Here is an 18382-nt window from a genome sequence, read left to right as displayed (position 1 = left end):
CCGACAGGCCGCCGGGAACTGCTGCGGACGCGCACGGACGCTCAGCGACGCTACACGCGCCCTCGGCGCCCCGCATGGGGTCGAGCGCCGAGTGGCCGCGAAGCGAATGTCACTGTGAGTGGTTACTCAGGCCGCGCTCGGGCGTGAGGCGAACTGGGTGTGGTAGAGGTCCGCGTACCGACCGCTGCGGGCCAGGAGCTCGTCGTGTGTGCCCTGCTCCACCACGCGCCCGTGCTCGACGACGGCGATCGTGTCGGCCGCCCGCACCGTCGAGAGGCGGTGGGCGATGACGACGGCCGTGCGCCCGACCAGCGCCTCGGTGAGCGCCTCCTGCACCGCGTACTCCGACTCCGAGTCCAGGTGGGCGGTGGCCTCGTCCAGCACCACGACCCGCGGCGACGCCAGCAGCAGCCGCGCGATCGTCAGCCGCTGGCGCTCCCCGCCCGAGAGCCGGTGCCCGCGCTCCCCCACCACCGTGTCCAGCCCGGCCGGCAGCTCGGCGAGCAGCTCACCGAGCCGCGCGCGGACCATCGCCTCGCGCAGCTCCGCGTCCGTCGCGTCGGGGGCCGCGTAGGCCAGGTTGGCCCGCACGGTGTCGTGGAAGAGGTGGCCGTCCTGCGTGACGACGCCCACGGCGCCGCGGAGGTCGGCGAAGGACAGCTCGCGCACGTCCACCCCGCCGATCTCCACCCCGCCGCTGTCGACGTCGTAGAGCCGGGGCAGCAGCGAGGCGATCGTCGACTTCCCCGCGCCCGACGGGCCGACCAGCGCGAGCATGCCGCCGGGCGCCACCGACAGGCCGACGCCGTGCAGGATCTCGTGCTCCACCCGGTCGTCGAGGCGCGCGACCTCCTCCAGCGACGCCAGCGACACCTCGGAGGCCGACGGGTAGGTGAACCGCACGTCGTGCAGCCGTACCCCGAGGGGGCCGGCGGGCAGCGGCGTCGGCGTCGCCGGCTCGGTGAGGACGGGCTCCAGGTCCAGCACCTCGAAGACCCGCTCGAAGCTGACGAGCGCGCTCATGACGTCGACGCGGGCGTTCGCCAGCGAGGTCAGCGGGGAGTAGAGGCGCGTGAGCAGCAGCGCGAGGGCCACGACCGTGCCGGCGTCGAGGGTGCCGGTGACCGCGAGCCAGCCGCCGAGCCCGTAGACCAGCGCCTGCGCCAGCGCGGAGACCAGCGTCAGGCAGGTGAGGAAGACCCGGTTGACCATCGCCGTGCGCACCCCGACCGCGCGGACCCGGTCGGCCCGGTCGCCGAACTCGGCGGCCTCGGCCTTCGGGCGACCGAAGAGCTTGACCAGCGTCGCGCCGCCCGCGGAGAAGCGCTCGGTCATCTGCCCGGTCATCGAGGCGTTGAGGTCGGCCGACTCCCGCTGTAGCGCCGCGATCCGCCGCCCCATGCGCCGGGCCGGCAGGATGAAGATCGGCAGGAGGACCAGCGCGAGGAGCGTCACCTGCCAGGCGAGCGCCACCATGACCACCACGGCCAGGACGAGCTGGATCGAGTTGGTGACGAGGCCCGAGAGCGTCGAGGTGAACGCCCGCTGCGCCCCGATGACGTCGTTGTTCAGCCGGCTGACCAGCGAGCCGGTGCGCGTGCGCGTGAAGAAGGCCAGCGGCATGCGCTGGACGTGGGAGAACACCGCGAGGCGCAGGTCGTAGATCAGGCCCTCACCGATGCGCGACGACAGCCAGCGCTCGGCGAGGGTGAGGCCGGCGTCGACCACGGCCAGACCCGCGATGACGAGCGCGATCAGCACGACGGTCGAGGCCGGCGCGGCGCTGGTGATCGCGGAGATGACCCGCCCCGCGAGGACGGGCGTCGCGACGCCGATCACCGCAGATGCGGTGGCCAGGGTGAGGAACACCGCCAGCATGCGGTGGTGTCGGTGGGCGAAGCGCCAGATCCGCGGCAGCGTCCCCTTCGGCACGGAGCGCGGCACGCTGTCCGCCCGCGCCGCGGACTGCATCAACGACCAGGCGTCCATGGTTCGCCCTCCGCTCCTCGGACCGTGTACCCCGAGAGCGTGCGACCTCGACCATCGTCGAGGTCAAGCGAGCCGTCCCGTGGCCGGCGGGTGGTGGACCGCCGGATCCTCTGGAACGAGGTGTACCCCTCGCCGACACGGCCGAGGGGTCGCGCCCCTACTTCTTCTTCGTCCGCGTGGCGCCCCCACGCCCGCGCAGCGTCACGCCCGACTCGGACAGCACCCGGTGCACGAACCCGTACGAGCGGCCCGTGGACTCGGCGAGCGAACGGATGCTCGCGCCCTTCTCGTACTTCTTCTTCAGATCCGTGGCGAGCTTGTCCCGCTGGGTGCCCGTGATCCGTGCACCCTTCTTCAGATCGGCCATCTCGATCTCACCCCTTGCTCCGACCGCAGGTCCGGTCGAACCATGGTGATCGAAAAGTAGGATGTGCGCCACGGCACATTTCGCGTGATCGGTAAGCGGTTCGGCCGATCGGAGTGGATCAGCGTCCGTTTGCGGTACGCCGTCTACCTGCGGGAATGTCAGCTACCTTGCGACCGTGGCCGGCTGGGTCAGGCGAGCTCGACCAGTTCGAGGTGCTCGGTCGAGAAATGGTCCTCGGTGCCGTCGGGCAGCAGGATCACGCGTTCGGGCTCCAGGGCCTCGACCGCACCCGGGTCGTGGGTGACGAGCACGACCGCACCCTCGAATCGCCGCAGGGCGTCGAGCACCTTCTCGCGGCTGGCCGGATCGAGGTTGTTGGTCGGTTCGTCGAGCAGCAGGACATTGGCCGCGCTGGAGACGAGACCCGCGAGCGCGAGGCGGGTGCGCTCGCCGCCGGAGAGCGTGCCGGCGGGCTGCTCGAGCTGCTCACCGGTGAAGAGGAACGCGCCGAGCAGGGTGCGCAGCTGCTGCTCCGGGGTGTCCGGCGCCGCGCTGCGGGCGTTCTCCCAGACGCTGCGGTCCATGTCGAGCATGTCGTGCTCCTGCGCGAAGTAGCCGGTGCGCAGGCCGTGGCCGGCCTCGACCGCGCCCGTGTCGGGGTCCTCGGCGCCCGCCAGGATGCGCAGCAGGGTCGTCTTGCCGGCGCCGTTGAGGCCGAGGATCACCACCCGGGACCCGCGGTCGACGGCGAGGTCGACTCCGGTGAAGACCTCGAGCGAGCCGTAGGTCTTCGACAGGCCCTGCGCCGTCATCGGCACGCGCCCGCAGGGCGCGGGGGCCGGGAAGCGGATGTGCGCGACCTTGTCCTCGGTGCGCTGCTCGTCGAGCCCGTCGAGCATGGCCTGCGCGCGGCGGGCCATCTGCTTGGCGGCGACGGCCTTCGTGGCCTTCGCACCCATCTTCGCGGCCTGGACCTGCAGCGCGCCGGCCTTCTTCTCGGCGTTGGCGCGCTCGCGGCGACGACGGGCCTCGTCGTCCGCGCGGGCCTGCTGGTACTTCGCCCAGCCCATGTTGTAGCTGTCGAGCTCGCCGCGGGTGGCGTCGAGGAACCACACCTTGTTGACCACGGCCTCGATCAGCTCGGTGTCGTGGCTGATCACGATGAGCCCGCCGTCGTGGGAGAGCAGGAACGAGCGCAGCCAGCCGATCGAGTCGGCGTCGAGGTGGTTCGTGGGCTCGTCGAGCAGCAGCGTCGTCCCGGCGTTGCCGCCCGAGTCGCCGCTGGCGGCGAAGAGGATGCGGGCCAGCTCCACCCGGCGGCGCTGACCGCCCGAGAGCGTCTGCAGCGGCTGGGACAGCACGCGCGCGGGCAGGCCGAGGTTCGAGCAGATCCGCCCCGCCTCGCTCTCGGCGGCGTAGCCCCCGAGGTCGGCGAACCGCTCCTCGAGGCGGCCGTAGCGGGCGATCGCCCGGTCGCGCGCGGCGTCGTCGGCCAGCTCGGCCATCGCGGTCTGCGTCTTCTCCATGTCGCGCAGCAGCTCGTCGAGCCCCTTGGCCGACAGCACGCGGTCGCGCGCGAGCACGGTGAGGTCGCCCTCGCGGGGGTCCTGCGGCAGGTAGCCGACCGGCCCGGTGCGACGGATCGTGCCGCCGTAGGGCTCGCCGACGCCCGCGAGGCTGCGCAGCGTCGTCGTCTTGCCCGCGCCGTTGCGCCCGACCAGCCCGATCCGGTCGCCCGGCTGGACGCGCAGCGACGTCCCGGACAGCAGGATGCGCGAGCCGGCGCGCAGCTCGAGATCGGACGCGGTGATCACGGGAGGAGTCCTCGGGGAGGGTCGGTGCGGGCGGACGGGGCGCCACGCTGACCTTCCCAGTGTAGGCGACCGTCGCCACCGCCCCGGCCACACGCTCCGATCTAGGGTCGCCCCATGACCGACGCCACTCCCCCTGCTCAGGACCTCGCCGGGCGCACCGCCCTCGTCACCGGCGCGAGCCGGGGCATCGGGCTGGGGGTGGCGCGCCACCTGCTCGACCGCGGTGCCGCCGTGACGATCACCGCTCGCAAGCAGGCCGAGCTGGACGAGGCGGCGGCGTCGCTGGGGGCCCCGGAGCGCGTGCTCGCGCTGCCCGGCAACTCCGGCGACGCGGCCGCGCGGGCCGCCGCCGTCGACGGGTGCGTCGAGCGGTTCGGCTCCCTCGACGTGCTCGTCAACAACACCGGCATCAATCCGCAGTACGGCCCGCTGGTGCACGCGGACCTCGCGGCCGTCTCGAAGATCTTCGAGGTCAACGTGGTGGCCGCGCTCGGCTTCGTGCAGGAGGCCCACCGGGCGTGGATGGGCGGCCACGGCGGCGCCGTCGTCAACATGGCCTCGGTGGGCGGGCTGCGCTCGAGCGGCGTGATCGGCGCCTACGGGGCGTCGAAGGCCGCGCTGATCCGTCTGACCGAGGAGCTGGCCTGGGAGCTCGGGCCCGACATCCGCGTCAACGCCGTCGCGCCCGCGGTGGTGAAGACGCGCTTCGCGGAGGCGCTCTACGCCGACGGCGAGGACGCCGTCGCGTCCCGCTACCCGATGCGCCGCCTCGGGACCCCGGAGGACGTCGCCGCGCTCGTCGGCTTCCTCGTCTCCGACGCCGCGTCGTGGATCACCGGCGAGACCGTGCGGGTCGACGGCGGCCTGCTGGCGACCGGGAGCACCTGAACCCCACGAGCACCACAGGCGGACACGGGCAGAATGACGGTGAACGGGGAGGTGCACACCCATGGGCTTGTTCAGCAGATGGCGCCGCGGGAGCGGCGGCGTGGGCGGTGACGGACGGCGCCAGGTGCTCGACCGCGAGGCCACGAGCGCCGACCTCGACCACCTGCGCGCGTTCGCCAAGTCCCGCGAGGGCGTCGCGTTCTACGTCGAGCCCGAGACCACGGCCACCGACACGACGGTCGTCGCCGTCGCCTTCGACGGGGAGTGGACGCGCCGGCGCGTCGGGACCCCGAAGGCCGCGGAGAAGCTCGCGCGCTCCTGCAAGGTCGCGATCCACGACGTCCAGGTCACCGGCTACCCGCCCGAGATGCGCGCGTGGAACGCCCGCGCCAAGGCCGACCGCGCCGCGCTCGAGGAGATGGCCCGCCTCGAGGAGGACCGCGACCGGTGACCCGTCCGTGACCGCTGCCACGCCGGCGGCCCCGGTCGCCGACGTCGTGATCGCCGGGGCCGGTCCGGCCGGCCGTGCCCTCGCCCGGTCCTGCGCCGCGCTGGACCTGCGGGTCCTGCTCGTCGACCCCCGTCCCCACCGGCCCTGGACCCACACCTACGGCGCCTGGGCGCACGAGCTGCCCGACGACCTGCCGGCCGACGTCGCCGCCGCCCGCGGTCGCGGGGTGGCCATCGGCGAGTGGACCCACGAGCTCGACGACACCTACGTCGTCCTCGACACCGCGGCGCTGCAGGTGCACCTCACCGACCCGACGGTCGCCGTGCGGCGCGGCCGGGTCGTGGCCGCGGTGCCGGCGGCGCCCGGGCGGAACCCGGCGGTGATGCTCGACGACGGCACCAGCCCGAGCGGGCGCGTGGTCGTCGACGCCACCGGCGCCCGCCAGGCCCTGGCCCGCCGCGGCGCCGCCCGCGGGCTCGAGGGTGTCCGCCCCCGCGCCGAGCAGACCGCCTTCGGCGTGGTCGTGCCGCGCGAGGTGGCCGCCCACGTGAGCGGCGACCGCCTGCTGTTCATGGACTGGCGCGCCGACCACGGGCACGAGGGCTGGCCCACCTTCCTCTACGCCGTGCCGCTGGACGCCGAGCGCGTGCTGCTCGAGGAGACCTCGCTCGCCCGCCGCCCGGGGCTGCCGATGCCCGAGCTGCGCGCCCGCCTGCGTGCCCGCCTGCTCGCGGCCGGGCTCACCGAGGCGGAGATCCCCGACGATCCCGCCGACGTGGAGAAGGTCCGCTTCCCCGTCGACTCGCCCCGGCACCGCTCCCCCGCCGGCGTGGTGGCCGTCGGTGCCGCCGACCCGCTCGTGCACCCGGCCTCGGGCTTCAGCCTCGCGACCTCGCTGCGCATGGCCCCGCGGCTCGCCACCGTCCTCGCCGACGCCCTGCGGGGCGGCGCCGACCCCGCGGCCGCGGCCAAGGCGGCCCGGCGGGTGGTGCGCTCCCCCGCGGCGGCCACCGTCCACGCGCTGCGCCGCCGGGGCCTGGAGACGCTGCTCGCGATGCCGCCGGCCGACGTCCCGGCGTTCTTCGACCGTTTCTTCGCCCTCCCGGACGTCCACCGACGGGCCTATCTCGATGCCCGCGACGACGTCACCGCATCGCTCGCGGCCATGACCTCGTTGTTCGGAGGACTGACACCCCGCCTCCGCCTCCACCTGATCAGGGGAACGGTGCTCGGGGCCCGCAGCGTCCGAACGGAGCAGTAGCGGTACGCTCGCGAACCGGGATCGTGACGGGATCGTGACCTGTCACCGATGAAAGGGGTTCTCCGCCATGGGTGCCTACCAGACCGTCGCCGTCGGGACCGACGGCTCGGAATCGTCCTACCGCGCCGTCGACCGTGCGGCGACGATCGCCGCCGACAGCAAGGCGACCCTGCTCATCATCTGCGCCTACAAGCCGGCGAAGTCCACCGGCGAGGCCGAGCAGGCCCTCGGCGAGGACGCCGCCTTCCACGTCGTCGGCTCCACGCCCGCCGAGGAGACGCTGCGCGACGCCCGTGAGCGCGCCGCCACGAAGGGCTCGCTCGAGATCGAGACCGTCGCGGTGGAGGGCGACCCGATCGAGCGCGTCATCGAGACCGTCTCCGCCCGCAAGGCGGACCTCGTGGTGGTCGGCAACCGCGGCCTCAACAGCCTCGCGGGCCGTCTGCTCGGCTCCGTCCCGCAGGGCATCTCCCGCCGTGCGGGCAGCGACGTCCTCATCGTCCACACCACGTGACGGAGGGTCCGGAGCCCACCTCCGCGGACCCCTCCGACGACCCGCAGCGGTGGGCGCGCGCCCAGGAGCGGATCGAGGATCTGCTCCTGGGCGGGCCCCGGACCATGACCCGCGGGGAGGTCCACGAGCGCACCGGGCTGACCCCGGAGCACACGGCCCGGCTGTGGAGCGCGCTCGGCTTCCCCGCCGCCGGTGACGACGCCCGCGGATTCACCGAGGCCGACATCGACGCGCTGGAGCTCTCCGGACGCCTGCTCGACGAGGACACCTTCGACGAGGCCGAGGAGCTCGCCGTGGCCCGGGCCCTCGGGCAGGGCCTCGGCCGGCTCGCGGAGTGGCAGGCCAACCTCGTGCGGCGCACCATCGCCGCCTCGGGCCGTGCCGACGACCCGGACGCCGTCGTCGAGGCCGTCGAGGCGCTCGTGCCGACGCTCGAACGGCTCCAGTCCTACGTGTGGCGTCGGCACCTCGCCGTCACGGCCGGCCGGATGCTCTCCGTGCTCGCGCGTCCCGAGGGCGAGCGGCCCGAGGAGAACCGGGTCGTCGTCGGGTTCGCGGACATCGTCGGCTTCACCGCGCTGAGCCGGAAGATCGACGAGACCGAGCTGCGGTCCCTGCTCGAGCGCTTCGAGACCGTGTGCACCGACGTCGTCGCCCGGCGCCACGGCCGCATCGTGAAGACCCTCGGCGACGAGATCCTCTTCGTCTGCGAGCGCGTCGAGGACGCCGTGGACATCGCCTTCCGCCTGCACGAGCAGGTGCCCGACGAGGGCGGCCGCCTCACCCTGCGCGTCGGCCTGGCCCTCGGCGACGTCCTCCCTCGCTACGGCGACGTCTACGGCCCTGTGGTCAACATCGCGAGCCGCCTGACCTCCGAGGCGCGCCCGGGCACCGTCCTCGTCGACGAGGACCTCACGAACGCGATCCGCGAGGCCGACCTCGACGTCGAGGTCCGGGCGGTGCCCCAGCTCGCGGTGCGCGGCTACCGCCACCTACGCCCGCACGTGATCCGCGAGCGCGCCTGACCTACATCACAGCGAACGCGCTGTTCGCTGCTTCTAGGCGCACGAACTCCCCGTTGATCACGGCGAAGGTCAAGAGCGGGAACACACGAACGGCGGGCTCGCTGCTACGGAAAGCAGCGAACCCGCCGTTCGATCGTTCAGGGGGCGGAGCTCAGACGGTGAACCCCAGGGCGCGGAGCTGCTCGCGGCCGTCGTCGGTGATCTTGTCCGGGCCCCACGGGGGCATCCAGACCCAGTTGATGCGCACGTCGTTGGCCAGACCGCCGCCGGCGCCCTGGGTCAGCGCCGCGCGGGCCTGGTCCTCGATGACGTCGGTCAGCGGGCAGGCCGCCGAGGTCAGGGTCATGTCGAGCGTGACCACGGGACCGGCCGGGTCGCCCTGGACGTCGATGCCGTAGAGCAGACCGAGGTCGACGACGTTGATCCCGAGCTCGGGGTCGACGACGTCGCGCATGGCCTCCTCGAGGTCGTCGACCGACGGCAGCGCGTCGTCGGACGTCGCCGGGGCCTCGGGCATGCCGGCGGCACCCCGCTGGACGGTGTCTTCGCTCATGCTGTTCCTCCGGTCTGTGCCGACGCCTGCGACGCCTGAGCTTGGGCCACCGCATCCTTGAACGCCAGCCACCCCAGCAGCGCGCACTTCACGCGGGCCGGGTAGGCGGCCACGCCCGCGAACGCGACGGCGTCGTCGAGCACGTCCTCGTCCGGTTCGACCTTGCCGCGGCTCTGGACCATCGCCTGGTAGGCCTCGAGGGTCTCGAACGCCTCGCCGACGGTGTGCCCGACCAGCAGGTCGTGGGCCACCGACGTCGCCGCCTGGCTGATCGAGCAGCCGAGCGCGTCGTACGACAGGTCCTCGACCTTGGCGTCGAGCCCCTCGCCGCCGGTGAGGTGCACGCGCACGGTCACCTCGTCGCCGCACGTCGGGTTGACGTGGTGGACCTCGGCCTCGAACGGGTCGCGCAGCCCGCGGCCGTGCGGGTTGCGGTAGTGGTCCAGGATGATCTCCTGGTACATCGAGTCGAGCTTCACGGTGACACCCCTTCTGGGCGTACCCCGAAGAACTCCTGGGTGCGACGCACCCCGGCCACCAACGCGTCGATCTCGTCCAGCGTGTTGTACACGTGGAAGCTCGCCCGGATCGACGACTGCACGCCGAACGCCCGGTGCAGCGGCCAGGCGCAGTGGTGACCGACGCGCACGGCGATGCCGGAGTCGTCGAGCACCTGCGAGGCGTCGTGCGGGTGGATGCCCTCGATCTCGAAGGCCACGGCGCCGCCGCGGGCCTCCGTGCTGCGCGGGCCGAGGATCGAGACGCCGGGCAGGTCCTGCAGCTTGAGCAGGGTCGCGGCGGTCAGCTCGTTCTCGTGCGCCTTGACGGCGTCCATCCCGATCAGGTTCAGGTAGTCGACGGCCGCACCGAGGCCGATGGCCTGCGACGTCATCGGCACGCCGGCCTCGAACCGCGCGGGCGGCGGCGCGTACGTCGAGCCCTCCATGCGGACCATCTCGATCATCGAGCCGCCGGTGAGGAACGGCGGGAGCGCCTCGAGCAGCTCGCGCCGCCCGTAGAGCACCCCGATGCCCGAGGGGCCGAGCATCTTGTGCCCGGAGAACGCGGCGAAGTCGACGCCGAGGGCGTGCAGGTCGACCGGGGCGTGCGGCACCGACTGGCAGGCGTCGAGCACCGTGTAGGCGCCGACCGCGCGGGCGCGTCGCACCAGCTCCTCGACCGGCGGGACGGTGCCCAGCACGTTCGACTGGTGCGTGAACGCCACGACCTTGGTGCGCTCGGTGATCGGGTCGTTCTCGAGGTCGAGCCGACCGTCCCTGGTCACCGAGAACCAGCGCAGCGTCGCCCCGGTGCGCCGGCAGAGCTCCTGCCAGGGCACGAGGTTGGCGTGGTGCTCCATCTCGGTGGTGACGACCTCGTCGCCCGGCCCGAGACGGAACCGCTCGGCCGCCGCGTCGACGCCGTCGCCGACCGAGGCGTTGCTCATGCCGTAGGCGACGAGGTTGATCGCCTCGGTGGCGTTCTTGGTGAACACCACCTCGTCGACGTCGGCGCCGACGAACGCCGCGATCCGCTCGCGGGCGGACTCGTAGGCGTCGGTGGCCTCCTCCGACAGGGCGTGCGCCCCGCGGTGCACGGCGGCGTTGGACGTCTCGAGGAACGCCCTCTCCGCGTCGAGCACCTGGCGCGGACGCTGGGAGGTCGCGCCCGAGTCGAGGTACACCAGCGGCTTGTCGTCGCGGACGGTGCGGCTCAGGATGGGGAAGTCCGCTCGGATCTTCGCGACATCCAGGGTCGCACCCGCGGGAGCGGATGCGAGTGCGGTCATGCCGGCTGCTCCTCCTTGTCGGCGCCGAAGGCCCCGACGAACCGCTCGTAGCCGTTCTCCTCGAGCTCGTCGGCGAGCTCGGGGCCCCCGGACGCGGCGACCCGGCCGTTCACGAACACGTGGACGCGGTCGGGCGCGATGTACCGGAGGATGCGGGTGTAGTGCGTGATCAGCAGGATGCCGACGTCCGACTGCGACTTGTACTCGTTGACGCCCTTCGACACGACGCGCAGGGCGTCGACGTCGAGGCCCGAGTCGGTCTCGTCGAGGACCGCGATCTTCGGCTTCAGCAGCGACATCTGCAGCACCTCGTGGCGCTTCTTCTCGCCGCCGGAGAAGCCCTCGTTGACGCTGCGCTCGGCGAACGCCGGGTCGATCTCGAGGTCGGACATCGCGCCCTTGACCTCCTTGACCCAGTGCCGCACCTTCGGCGCCTCGCCGCGCGTGGCGGTGGCGGCGGAGCGCAGGAAGTTCGACATCGAGACGCCGGGGACCTCGACCGGGTACTGCATGGCGAGGAACAGGCCGGCGCGGGCGCGCTCGTCGACGGCCATCTCGAGGACGTCCTCGCCGTCGAGGAGGACCTGGCCCTTGGTCACGGTGTACTTCGGGTGGCCCGCGATCGAGTACGCCAGCGTCGACTTGCCGGAACCGTTCGGACCCATGATCGCGTGGGTCTCGTTCGAGTTCACGGTGAGGTCGACACCGCGCAGGATCTCCTTGGGACCGGACTCGGTCTCGACCTCGACGTGCAGGTCGCGGATCTCGAGGGTGGACATCAAGCCTCTTTCGGGAGTGTTCGTGGTGGTGGGGGGCGGAGCCGTCAGACCCCGACGACCTCGAGCTCGGCCTCGATGGCCGCCTCGAGACGGTCGCGCAGCGCCGGCACGCGGACCTTCTGGATGACCTCGCCGAAGAAGCCGCGGACGACCAGCCGGCGTGCCTGGGCCTCGGGAATCCCCCGCGCCATCAGGTAGAACAGCTGCTCGTCGTCGAACCTTCCCGTGGCGCTGGCGTGGCCGGCGCCGACGATCTCGCCGGTCTCGATCTCGAGGTTCGGCACCGAGTCGGCCCGGGCGTTGTCCGTGAGCAGCAGGTTGCGGTTGAGCTCGTAGGTGTCGGTGCCCTCGGCCGCCTTCCGGATCAGCACGTCGCCGATCCAGACGGTGTGCGCCTGGCCAGAAGATGACCCGAGCCCGCCGTCGACGCCCTGCAGGGCGCCCTTGTACATGACGCGCGAGCGGCAGTTCGGCACCGAGTGGTCGACGAGCAGCCGCTGCTCGAAGTGCTGGCCGCCGTCGGCGAAGTACAACCCGTCGAGCTCGACGTCGCCGCCGGGCGCCCGGTAGTTGATGACCGGGGAGAGCCGGACGAGGTCGCCGCCGAGCGTCACCGAGGTGTGCCGGATCGTCGCGTCGCGACCCACCGAGAGGTGCTGGGCGCCCACGTAGACGGCGTCGTCGGCCCAGTCGTGGACCTCGACGACCTCGAGCTTCGCGCCGTCGGCGACCACGAACTCCGTGTTCGCCGCGACCGTGCCCGAGCCGCGGTGGTCGAGGACCACGACGGCCTGGGCGTGGTGCTCGAGGCGCAGCTGCAGGTGCGCGAACGCGGTGGCGCCGGCCCCGGGGCCGCCGACGGTGATCGTCAGCGGCTCGTCGTCGGAGCGGGCCTCGTTCACCGTGACCACGTGGGCCTCGGTGAACGACGACCACGCCTGCGCCGCGACCCGGTCGGCGGGGATGCCGCCGTCACCGAGCCGGGCGTCGTCCCGGCCGACGGTCTCGTGACGGGTGCCGGAGCCGGTGAGGTCCGCCGCGGCGTCCCCGAAGCCGGAGACCACCGAGACGTCGATCCGGCCGTCGGCCGTCACCGAGGCGTCGTGCAGCCCGCGCAGGCGCCGCAGCGGCGTGAACCGCCACTGCTCCTCACGACCGCGCGGGACCTCGAAGGCCTCGACGTCGTAGGAGGTGAAGCGCAGCTCCCACGGCGCGAGCTTCGGGCTGCCCGCGGTCTTGATGCCCGGGTCCACGTCGAGGACCGGGGCGCCGGGGGCGTCGATGACGCCGCCCCCGGAACGCGCGACGGTGTCGTCGCTCATCCGACAGCACCCTCCATCTGCAGCTCGATCAGGCGGTTGAGCTCGAGCGCGTACTCCATGGGGAGCTCGCGCGCGATGGGCTCGACGAACCCGCGCACGATCATCGCCATGGCCTCGTCCTCGGAGAGCCCGCGGGACATCAGGTAGAAGAGCTGGTCCTCGCTGACCTTCGAGACGGTCGCCTCGTGGCCCATCGTCACGTCGTCCTCGCGGACGTCGACGTAGGGATAGGTGTCCGAGCGGCTGATCGTGTCGACCAGCAGCGCGTCGCACTTCACCGTCGACCGCGAGTGGTGCGCGCCCTTGTTGACCCGGACCAGACCTCGGTAGCTCGTCCGTCCACCGCCGCGCGCGACCGACTTCGAGATGATCGTCGACGACGTGTACGGCGCGAGGTGCACCATCTTGGCGCCCGCGTCCTGGTGCTGGCCCTCACCGGAGAACGCCACCGAGAGCACCTCGCCCTTGGCGTGCGGGCCGGTCAGCCAGACGGCCGGGTACTTCATGGTCACCTTGGAGCCGATGTTGCCGTCGACCCACTCCATGGTCGCGCCCTCTTCGGCCTTGGCGCGCTTGGTGACCAGGTTGTAGACGTTGTTCGACCAGTTCTGGATGGTCGTGTAGCGGCAGCGGCCGCCCTTCTTCACGACGATCTCGACCACCGCGGAGTGCAGGGAGTCCGACGAGTAGATCGGCGCCGTGCAGCCCTCGACGTAGTGGACGTAGGCGTCCTCGTCGACGATGATCAACGTCCGCTCGAACTGGCCCATGTTCTCGGTGTTGATCCGGAAGTAGGCCTGCAGCGGGATGTCCACGTGGACGCCCTTGGGCACGTAGATGAACGAGCCGCCGGACCACACCGCGGAGTTCAGCGCGGAGAACTTGTTGTCGCCGGCCGGGATCACCGAGCCGAAGTACTCCTCGAACAGCTCCGGGTGCTCGCGCAGCCCGGTGTCGGTGTCCATGAAGATGACACCCTGCTGCTCGAGGTCCTCGCGGATCTGGTGGTAGACGACCTCGGACTCGTACTGCGCCGCGACACCGGAGACCAGACGGCTCTTCTCCGCCTCGGGGATGCCGAGCTTGTCGTAGGTGTCCTTGATGTCGGCGGGCAGGTCGTCCCAGGTGGCCGCCTGCTTCTCCGTCGAGCGGACGAAGTACTTGATGTTGTCGAAGTGGATGCCCGAGAGATCGGAACCCCACTGCGGCATCGGCTTCTTCTCGAACGTGTTCAGCGCCTTGAGTCGCAGCTGGAGCATCCAGTCCGGCTCGCTCTTCTTGTCCGAGATGTCACGCACGACCGCCTCGCTGAGGCCGCGCTGCGCGCTGGCGCCCGCGACGTCGGTGTCGTGCCACCCGAACTGGTAGTTCCCGAGCGCAGCGAGGGTCTCCTCCTGCGTGAGCTCGGCGGGGGCGGTGGGGGTGGTCCGCTCCGCGGAGGTGGTCATACGACCTGCCTTCCCTTGACGGTGGTGGTGGTGACCTGCGCCGGTACGTGCGTGGTGCACGCGGCATCGCCGCGCGCGATCGTCGACAGACGCTGGACGTGGGTGCCCAGCAGCTCGGCGAAGACCTCGGTCTCGGCCTCGCAGAGCTGGGGGAACTCGGCGGCCACGCCGGCCACCGGGCAATGGTGCTGACAGAGCTGCGCGCCCGTGCTGGCAGCTCGGGACGAGGCGGCGTACCCCTCGCCGGACAGGGCGCCCGCGAGGGCCTCGACCCGGTCCGGGCGGTCGGCCTCCGCCTCGATGTCCTCGCGGTGCTCCGCGAGGAGACCGAGGATGCGGCGGCGGGCGAACGCCCGGACGGCGTCCTCCCCCGCGGCGTCGGCGAGCTCGCGCAGCGCCGAGATCGCAAGATCCGCGACGTCGTCCTCGCCGCGTCCGGCCCGGCGCCGTCCCTGCTCGGTGAGCAGGTGCTGGCGTGCGGGCCGTCCGCGACCGCGCCCGGAGGCGCGCGGGGCGTCGCGGGTGGAGACGGTGCCGTCGGCGACGAGGGCGTCGAGGTGACGGCGCACCGCCGCCCCGGAGAGACCCAGCACCCCGGCCAGGTCCATCGCCGTGGTCGGCCCGTGCTCCAGCAGGCGGCGGACGATGAGGTCCCGCGTGCGGCCGTCGTGTCCGTCGGTGCCCATGGTCCTCACCTCCTCGCTGTGCTCTCCACAGTCTATCCGCTATTTAGCAACGTCAGTCTTGCTTATTTATCGGCGCCGGGCAAAGTGGCGGCCCTGATCGGCGAGGTGATCGCCCTCACGCAGGGTTACCTACCCTCACCCCGGCTCTCACTCCGGCCTCCGGGGACGCCGACGAGGTCGTACGGGGCGCTCGGTATCGTCCCGTCGCGTGACCGGGACGGCGCAGGCCCCGCAGGCGCCTGCCGAGGTGTCCCCGTCCGTCACCCCGCCGGGTGCCGTCCCGCCCCCGCCGACGCCCGACGAGCGTCGGCGCCTCCGCACCGTGCGCCGGTTCGGCACCACGGGCGCGCTACTCATGGCCGTCGGCGCCCTCGGCTGCGGAGCCACGCCCGCCCCCGCCTACAACCCCCTGCTGGGCACGCGCGTGCTCGGCCTGTGGGGGCGCATGCCGACGGTCTCGCTGACGCTCGCCTACATCGGCATGGGCATGCTCGTCCTCGCCTGGCTGTGGCTCGGGCGCCTCGCGTGGCCGGGGCGTGTGCGCCTGTCGGTGCGCCAGCTGACGCGGATCCTCGTCATGTGGATGGTGCCGCTCGCCGTCGCGCCGCCGCTGTTCTCCACCGACGTCTATGGCTACCTCTCCCAGGCCGAGGTCGTCTCGCGCGGGTTCGACCCCTACGTCTACGGCGCCGCCCAGGCCCTCGGGCTCTCCGACCCGCTCGTCGCGAGCATCCCGACGATCTGGCGGACGACGCCGTCGCCATACGGGCCCGGCTTCCTCACCTTCGGGCGCCTCATCACCGGCATCGCCGGCGACGACATCGTGCTCGGCGTCTACCTGCACCGCGTGCTCGCGCTCGCCTCGTTGGGCCTGGTCATCTGGGCGGTGCCCCACCTCGCGCGCCGCGCCGGCGTCGAGCCGATCGCCGCGCTCTGGCTCGCGATCAGCCCGTTGGTGCTCTTCCACCTGGTCAGCGGCATCCACAACGACGCGATCATGCTCGGCGTCGTCCTCGCGGGCCTCGAGATCGGGATGCGACGCTCGTGGGTGCTGGGCGCGCTGCTCATCGGCCTCGGCGCCTCGGGGAAGATCCCCGCGGTGCTCGCGCTGGGCTTCCTCGCCGCGCACGTCGCCCGCGAGCGCGGGGGTGGGATCGGGCGTCTCGTCCGCTACGGCGCCGCCTGCTCGGCGCTCGGGCTCGGGATGGTCGCCGCGGTGTCGGTGGGCAGCGGGCTCGGTTTCGGGTGGATCCAGGCGCTCTCGGTGCCGAACCTCCTGCGCAGCTGGCTGTCGGTCACCACCGACCTCGGCGTCCTCGGCGGCTGGCTCGGCGGGGTCCTCGGCCTCGGCGACCACACCGACGCCGTCCTCGACCTCACCCGCGCCGCCGGGCTCGGCGTCGCCGCGCTGGTGTGCGTGCTGCTGCTGTTCATGGTGCTCAACGGGCGTCTGCACGCCGTCGCGGGCATGGGCTACGGCTTCGGCGCGGTCTTCCTCGCCGGGCCGGTGCTGCACCCCTGGTACCTGCTGTGGGCGATCGTGCCGTTGGCGGCCTCGGTGCGGAATCCGCGCATCCGCGGCTTCGCCGTCGCCATCTGCGCGATCGTCGCGCTGCTCGTGCCCCCGACGGGCGCCGACTTCTCGTTCCGGACCTACCAGCTCCCGATGGCCATCACCGCGGCCGCCCTGCTCGCGCTGGTCCCGCTGGCCGCGACGCGCGGGCGCGTGCCGCGGACCCCGGCCGCCTAGGCTGTCGGCGTGTCGGGATCCCCGGCCGCGCTCTCGGTGCGCGGCCTCGTCGTGCGCTACCAGGGGCGTGCGGCGGTCGACGGTCTCGACCTCGACCTCGCGCCCGGCAGCGTGCTGGCGCTCCTCGGGCCCAACGGCGCCGGCAAGACCACCACCGTCGAGGTGTGCGAGGGGCTGCGCTCCCGCGACAGCGGCGAGGTCCGGGTGCTCGGCGTCGACCCGGCGGGCGCGCCGGACACCCTGCGCGCCCGCATCGGTGTCATGCCGCAGGGCGGCGGTGCCTACCCCGGAGTGCGCGTCCGCGAGATGCTCGGCCTGGTCGCCGCCTGCGCCGCCGACCCGCTCGACCCCGACTGGCTCGTCGACACCCTCGGGCTCGCCGGGTGCGCCCGCACGCCCTACAAGCGGCTCTCGGTCGGCCAGCAGCAGCGCCTCGCGCTCGCGTGCGCCGTCGTGGGGCGCCCGGAGCTCGTGTTCCTCGACGAGCCCACCGCGAGCCTCGACCCGCAGGGCCGGCGACTCGTGTGGGACCTCGTGCGCGCGCTGCGCGCCGACGGCGTCGCGGTGCTGCTCACCACGCACCTGATGCAGGAGGCCGAGACGCTCGCCGACCACATCGTGATCGTCGACCACGGACGGGTCGTCGCCGAGGGCAGCCCCGAGGACCTCACCGCCGCGGGTGCCGACCGCGAGCTGCGCTTCCGCGCGGCCGCGGGCATGGACCTCGAGCTGCTGACGGCGGCCCTGCCCGAGGGGTGCACGGTGTCCGAGCCGAGCTCCGGCAGCTACCTCGTCGAGGGCGCCATCGACCCGCAGGTGCTCTCGACGGTGACGTCCTGGTGCGCGCGCCAGGGCGTGCTCGCCGACGACCTCCGCGTGGCCCGCCGCAGCCTCGAGGACGTGTTCCTCGAGCTCACGGGGAGAGAATTGCGCTCATGAGCTTCGAGGCCGGCACCTTCACGCCCGCCCCCGGGCGCGGGCCGCTGGGCCGGATGCTCGCCACGCAGGTCGCCCTGGAGACGAAGCTGGCGCTGCGCCAGGGCGAGCAGGTGCTGCTCACGCTCATCATCCCGCTCGCGCTGCTCGTGGGGCTCTCGCTGCTGGAGTTCGTCCCGCTGCCCGAGCCGCGCGTCGACTCGGCGCTGGCGACGGTGCTCGCGCTCGCCGTGATGTCGACGGCGTTCACCAGCCAGGCGATCTCGCTGGGCTTCGACCGGCGCTACGGCGTGCTGCGCCGGCTCGCGGCCACGGCGGTCCCCCGCTCCATGATCGTGCTCGGGCGCCTGGGCGGGATGGCCGCGGTCGTGCTCGTGCAGGTCGTCGTGCTCGGTGCCGTCGCGCTCGCGCTCGGCTGGCGCCCGGGGCTCGGCTCGCCGGGGTGGGCGCTGCTGCTCGTCGTCCTGGGCACCGCGGCGTTCGGGGCCGTCGGGGTGCTGCTCGGCGGCAGCCTGCGCGCCGAGCTCGTGCTCGCCGTCGCCAACATCGTCTGGTTCGTGCTGCTGTTCGCCGGCGGGGTGCTCGTCCCCGCCTCGGCGCTGCCGGGCCCGCTCGCCGTCGTCGTGCAGCTCCTGCCGTCCGGGGCGCTCGCCGAGGGCCTGCGCACCGCCCTGCTCGGCGGGACGCCTGCCCTCGGCCACATGGTCGTCCTGATCGTGTGGGCCGTCGTCGCCGGCGGGATCGCGACGCGCACCGTGCGCTGGACCTGAGCACCGCACTGCGCCGCGCCGCATCGCACTACCGGGCGTC

General features: G+C 72.9%; 18 protein-coding genes. 8 read left to right on the top strand and 10 right to left on the bottom strand.

The genetic code is table 11. From position 1 onward, the window contains the following. Positions 1–126 precede the first annotated feature (126 nt). The 3 genes from ACQPYN_RS16995 to ACQPYN_RS16985 form a co-directional block, all read right to left on the bottom strand. Positions 127–1989, bottom strand: coding sequence for an ABC transporter ATP-binding protein (locus ACQPYN_RS16995; RefSeq protein ID WP_433025050.1), 1863 nt, complete (start codon positions 1987–1989; stop codon positions 127–129). A gap of 157 nt (positions 1990–2146) precedes the next feature. Next, on the bottom strand, positions 2147–2356 hold the full coding sequence (locus tag ACQPYN_RS16990; RefSeq protein WP_116707459.1) for a helix-turn-helix domain-containing protein: 210 nt from the start codon (positions 2354–2356) through the stop codon (positions 2147–2149). Between the two features lie 188 nt (positions 2357–2544). Then, positions 2545–4170, bottom strand: coding sequence for an ABC-F family ATP-binding cassette domain-containing protein (locus tag ACQPYN_RS16985; protein ID WP_433025047.1), 1626 nt, complete (start codon positions 4168–4170; stop codon positions 2545–2547). Positions 4171–4284: 114 nt separating this feature from the next. Between ACQPYN_RS16985 and ACQPYN_RS16980 the strand changes: the two genes are divergently transcribed. From ACQPYN_RS16980 to ACQPYN_RS16960, 5 genes are all read left to right on the top strand, one after another. Continuing rightward, positions 4285–5058, top strand: coding sequence for an SDR family oxidoreductase (locus tag ACQPYN_RS16980; protein WP_433025044.1), 774 nt, complete (start codon positions 4285–4287; stop codon positions 5056–5058). 61 nt (positions 5059–5119) lie between these two features. Next, positions 5120–5509, top strand: coding sequence for a hypothetical protein (locus tag ACQPYN_RS16975; RefSeq protein ID WP_433025041.1), 390 nt, complete (start codon positions 5120–5122; stop codon positions 5507–5509). A gap of 7 nt (positions 5510–5516) precedes the next feature. Continuing rightward, positions 5517–6770 carry a lycopene cyclase family protein gene (locus ACQPYN_RS16970; protein WP_433025038.1) on the top strand — a complete coding sequence of 418 codons (1254 nt, stop codon included), beginning with the start codon at positions 5517–5519 and terminating at the stop codon, positions 6768–6770. Positions 6771–6837: 67 nt separating this feature from the next. Beyond that, complete coding sequence (locus ACQPYN_RS16965) at positions 6838–7284, top strand: universal stress protein (protein ID WP_433025035.1); 447 nt, start codon at positions 6838–6840, stop codon at positions 7282–7284. Beyond that, positions 7281–8309 carry an adenylate/guanylate cyclase domain-containing protein gene (locus ACQPYN_RS16960; RefSeq protein ID WP_433025032.1) on the top strand — a complete coding sequence of 343 codons (1029 nt, stop codon included), beginning with the start codon at positions 7281–7283 and terminating at the stop codon, positions 8307–8309. The genes ACQPYN_RS16965 and ACQPYN_RS16960 overlap by 4 nt, the downstream gene beginning before the upstream one ends. 151 nt (positions 8310–8460) lie before the next feature. Here ACQPYN_RS16960 and ACQPYN_RS16955 read toward each other — a convergent pair whose 3' ends face one another. Genes ACQPYN_RS16955 through ACQPYN_RS16925 form a run of 7 tightly spaced genes read right to left on the bottom strand, consistent with a single transcriptional unit; the run spans position 8461 to position 14886 of the window. Then, entirely contained in the window at positions 8461–8862 is a 402-nt protein-coding gene (locus ACQPYN_RS16955; protein WP_274190348.1) for a metal-sulfur cluster assembly factor, read from the bottom strand. Beyond that, a complete protein-coding gene (sufU, locus tag ACQPYN_RS16950; RefSeq protein ID WP_433025028.1) occupies positions 8859–9341 on the bottom strand; it encodes a Fe-S cluster assembly sulfur transfer protein SufU in 483 nt (160 codons plus the stop codon). Before sufU ends, ACQPYN_RS16955 begins: the two co-directional genes overlap by 4 nt. Further along, positions 9338–10651: a cysteine desulfurase gene (locus tag ACQPYN_RS16945; RefSeq protein ID WP_433025025.1), complete on the bottom strand. Its 1314-nt coding sequence runs from the start codon at positions 10649–10651 to the stop codon at positions 9338–9340. Before ACQPYN_RS16945 ends, sufU begins: the two co-directional genes overlap by 4 nt. Continuing rightward, entirely contained in the window at positions 10648–11430 is a 783-nt protein-coding gene (gene sufC / locus ACQPYN_RS16940) for a Fe-S cluster assembly ATPase SufC (protein WP_274194907.1), read from the bottom strand. Before sufC ends, ACQPYN_RS16945 begins: the two co-directional genes overlap by 4 nt. Positions 11431–11474: 44 nt before the next feature. Further along, a complete protein-coding gene (gene sufD, locus ACQPYN_RS16935) occupies positions 11475–12752 on the bottom strand; it encodes a Fe-S cluster assembly protein SufD (protein ID WP_433025022.1) in 1278 nt (425 codons plus the stop codon). Further along, positions 12749–14200 (bottom strand): Fe-S cluster assembly protein SufB, encoded by a 1452-nt coding sequence (sufB, locus tag ACQPYN_RS16930; protein WP_274190343.1) that lies wholly within the window; start codon positions 14198–14200, stop codon positions 12749–12751. Before sufB ends, sufD begins: the two co-directional genes overlap by 4 nt. After that, the gene (locus ACQPYN_RS16925; RefSeq protein ID WP_433025019.1) at positions 14197–14886 is read right to left on the bottom strand and encodes a helix-turn-helix transcriptional regulator; all 690 of its coding nucleotides are present in this window, start codon (positions 14884–14886) and stop codon (positions 14197–14199) included. Before ACQPYN_RS16925 ends, sufB begins: the two co-directional genes overlap by 4 nt. Positions 14887–15094: 208 nt before the next feature. On the opposite strand from ACQPYN_RS16925, the gene mptB reads away from it, so the two are divergent. The 3 genes from mptB to ACQPYN_RS16910 are packed head-to-tail and all read left to right on the top strand — an operon-like array spanning position 15095 to position 18342. Then, the gene (mptB, locus tag ACQPYN_RS16920; RefSeq protein WP_433025016.1) at positions 15095–16636 is read left to right on the top strand and encodes a polyprenol phosphomannose-dependent alpha 1,6 mannosyltransferase MptB; all 1542 of its coding nucleotides are present in this window, start codon (positions 15095–15097) and stop codon (positions 16634–16636) included. 9 nt (positions 16637–16645) lie between these two features. After that, positions 16646–17575, top strand: coding sequence for an ABC transporter ATP-binding protein (locus ACQPYN_RS16915; protein ID WP_433025013.1), 930 nt, complete (start codon positions 16646–16648; stop codon positions 17573–17575). Continuing rightward, positions 17572–18342 carry an ABC transporter permease gene (locus ACQPYN_RS16910; protein WP_433025010.1) on the top strand — a complete coding sequence of 257 codons (771 nt, stop codon included), beginning with the start codon at positions 17572–17574 and terminating at the stop codon, positions 18340–18342. The genes ACQPYN_RS16915 and ACQPYN_RS16910 overlap by 4 nt, the downstream gene beginning before the upstream one ends. Positions 18343–18382: the final 40 nt, after the last annotated feature.

The sequence above is a fragment of the Actinomycetospora sp. CA-053990 genome, from assembly GCF_050948445.1.
Classification (GTDB): Bacteria; Actinomycetota; Actinomycetes; order Mycobacteriales; family Pseudonocardiaceae; genus Actinomycetospora; species Actinomycetospora callitridis.
This window is presented reverse-complemented; position numbering and strand designations above follow the sequence as displayed.

What these genes read in the sequence shown, in the direction of transcription:
- ACQPYN_RS16995 (WP_433025050.1), bottom strand. Translation starts at nt 1,989, where the DNA reads ATGGACGCCTGGTCGTTGATGCAGTCCGCGGCGCGGGCGGACAGCGTG.
- ACQPYN_RS16990 (WP_116707459.1), bottom strand. Translation starts at nt 2,356, where the DNA reads ATGGCCGATCTGAAGAAGGGTGCACGGATCACGGGCACCCAGCGGGAC.
- ACQPYN_RS16980 (WP_433025044.1), top strand. Translation starts at nt 4,285, where the DNA reads ATGACCGACGCCACTCCCCCTGCTCAGGACCTCGCCGGGCGCACCGCC.
- ACQPYN_RS16975 (WP_433025041.1), top strand. Translation starts at nt 5,120, where the DNA reads ATGGGCTTGTTCAGCAGATGGCGCCGCGGGAGCGGCGGCGTGGGCGGT.
- ACQPYN_RS16965 (WP_433025035.1), top strand. Translation starts at nt 6,838, where the DNA reads ATGGGTGCCTACCAGACCGTCGCCGTCGGGACCGACGGCTCGGAATCG.
- ACQPYN_RS16955 (WP_274190348.1), bottom strand. Translation starts at nt 8,862, where the DNA reads ATGAGCGAAGACACCGTCCAGCGGGGTGCCGCCGGCATGCCCGAGGCC.
- ACQPYN_RS16945 (WP_433025025.1), bottom strand. Translation starts at nt 10,651, where the DNA reads ATGACCGCACTCGCATCCGCTCCCGCGGGTGCGACCCTGGATGTCGCG.
- sufC (WP_274194907.1), bottom strand. Translation starts at nt 11,430, where the DNA reads ATGTCCACCCTCGAGATCCGCGACCTGCACGTCGAGGTCGAGACCGAG.
- sufD (WP_433025022.1), bottom strand. Translation starts at nt 12,752, where the DNA reads ATGAGCGACGACACCGTCGCGCGTTCCGGGGGCGGCGTCATCGACGCC.
- sufB (WP_274190343.1), bottom strand. Translation starts at nt 14,200, where the DNA reads ATGACCACCTCCGCGGAGCGGACCACCCCCACCGCCCCCGCCGAGCTC.
- ACQPYN_RS16925 (WP_433025019.1), bottom strand. Translation starts at nt 14,886, where the DNA reads ATGGGCACCGACGGACACGACGGCCGCACGCGGGACCTCATCGTCCGC.
- ACQPYN_RS16910 (WP_433025010.1), top strand. Translation starts at nt 17,572, where the DNA reads ATGAGCTTCGAGGCCGGCACCTTCACGCCCGCCCCCGGGCGCGGGCCG.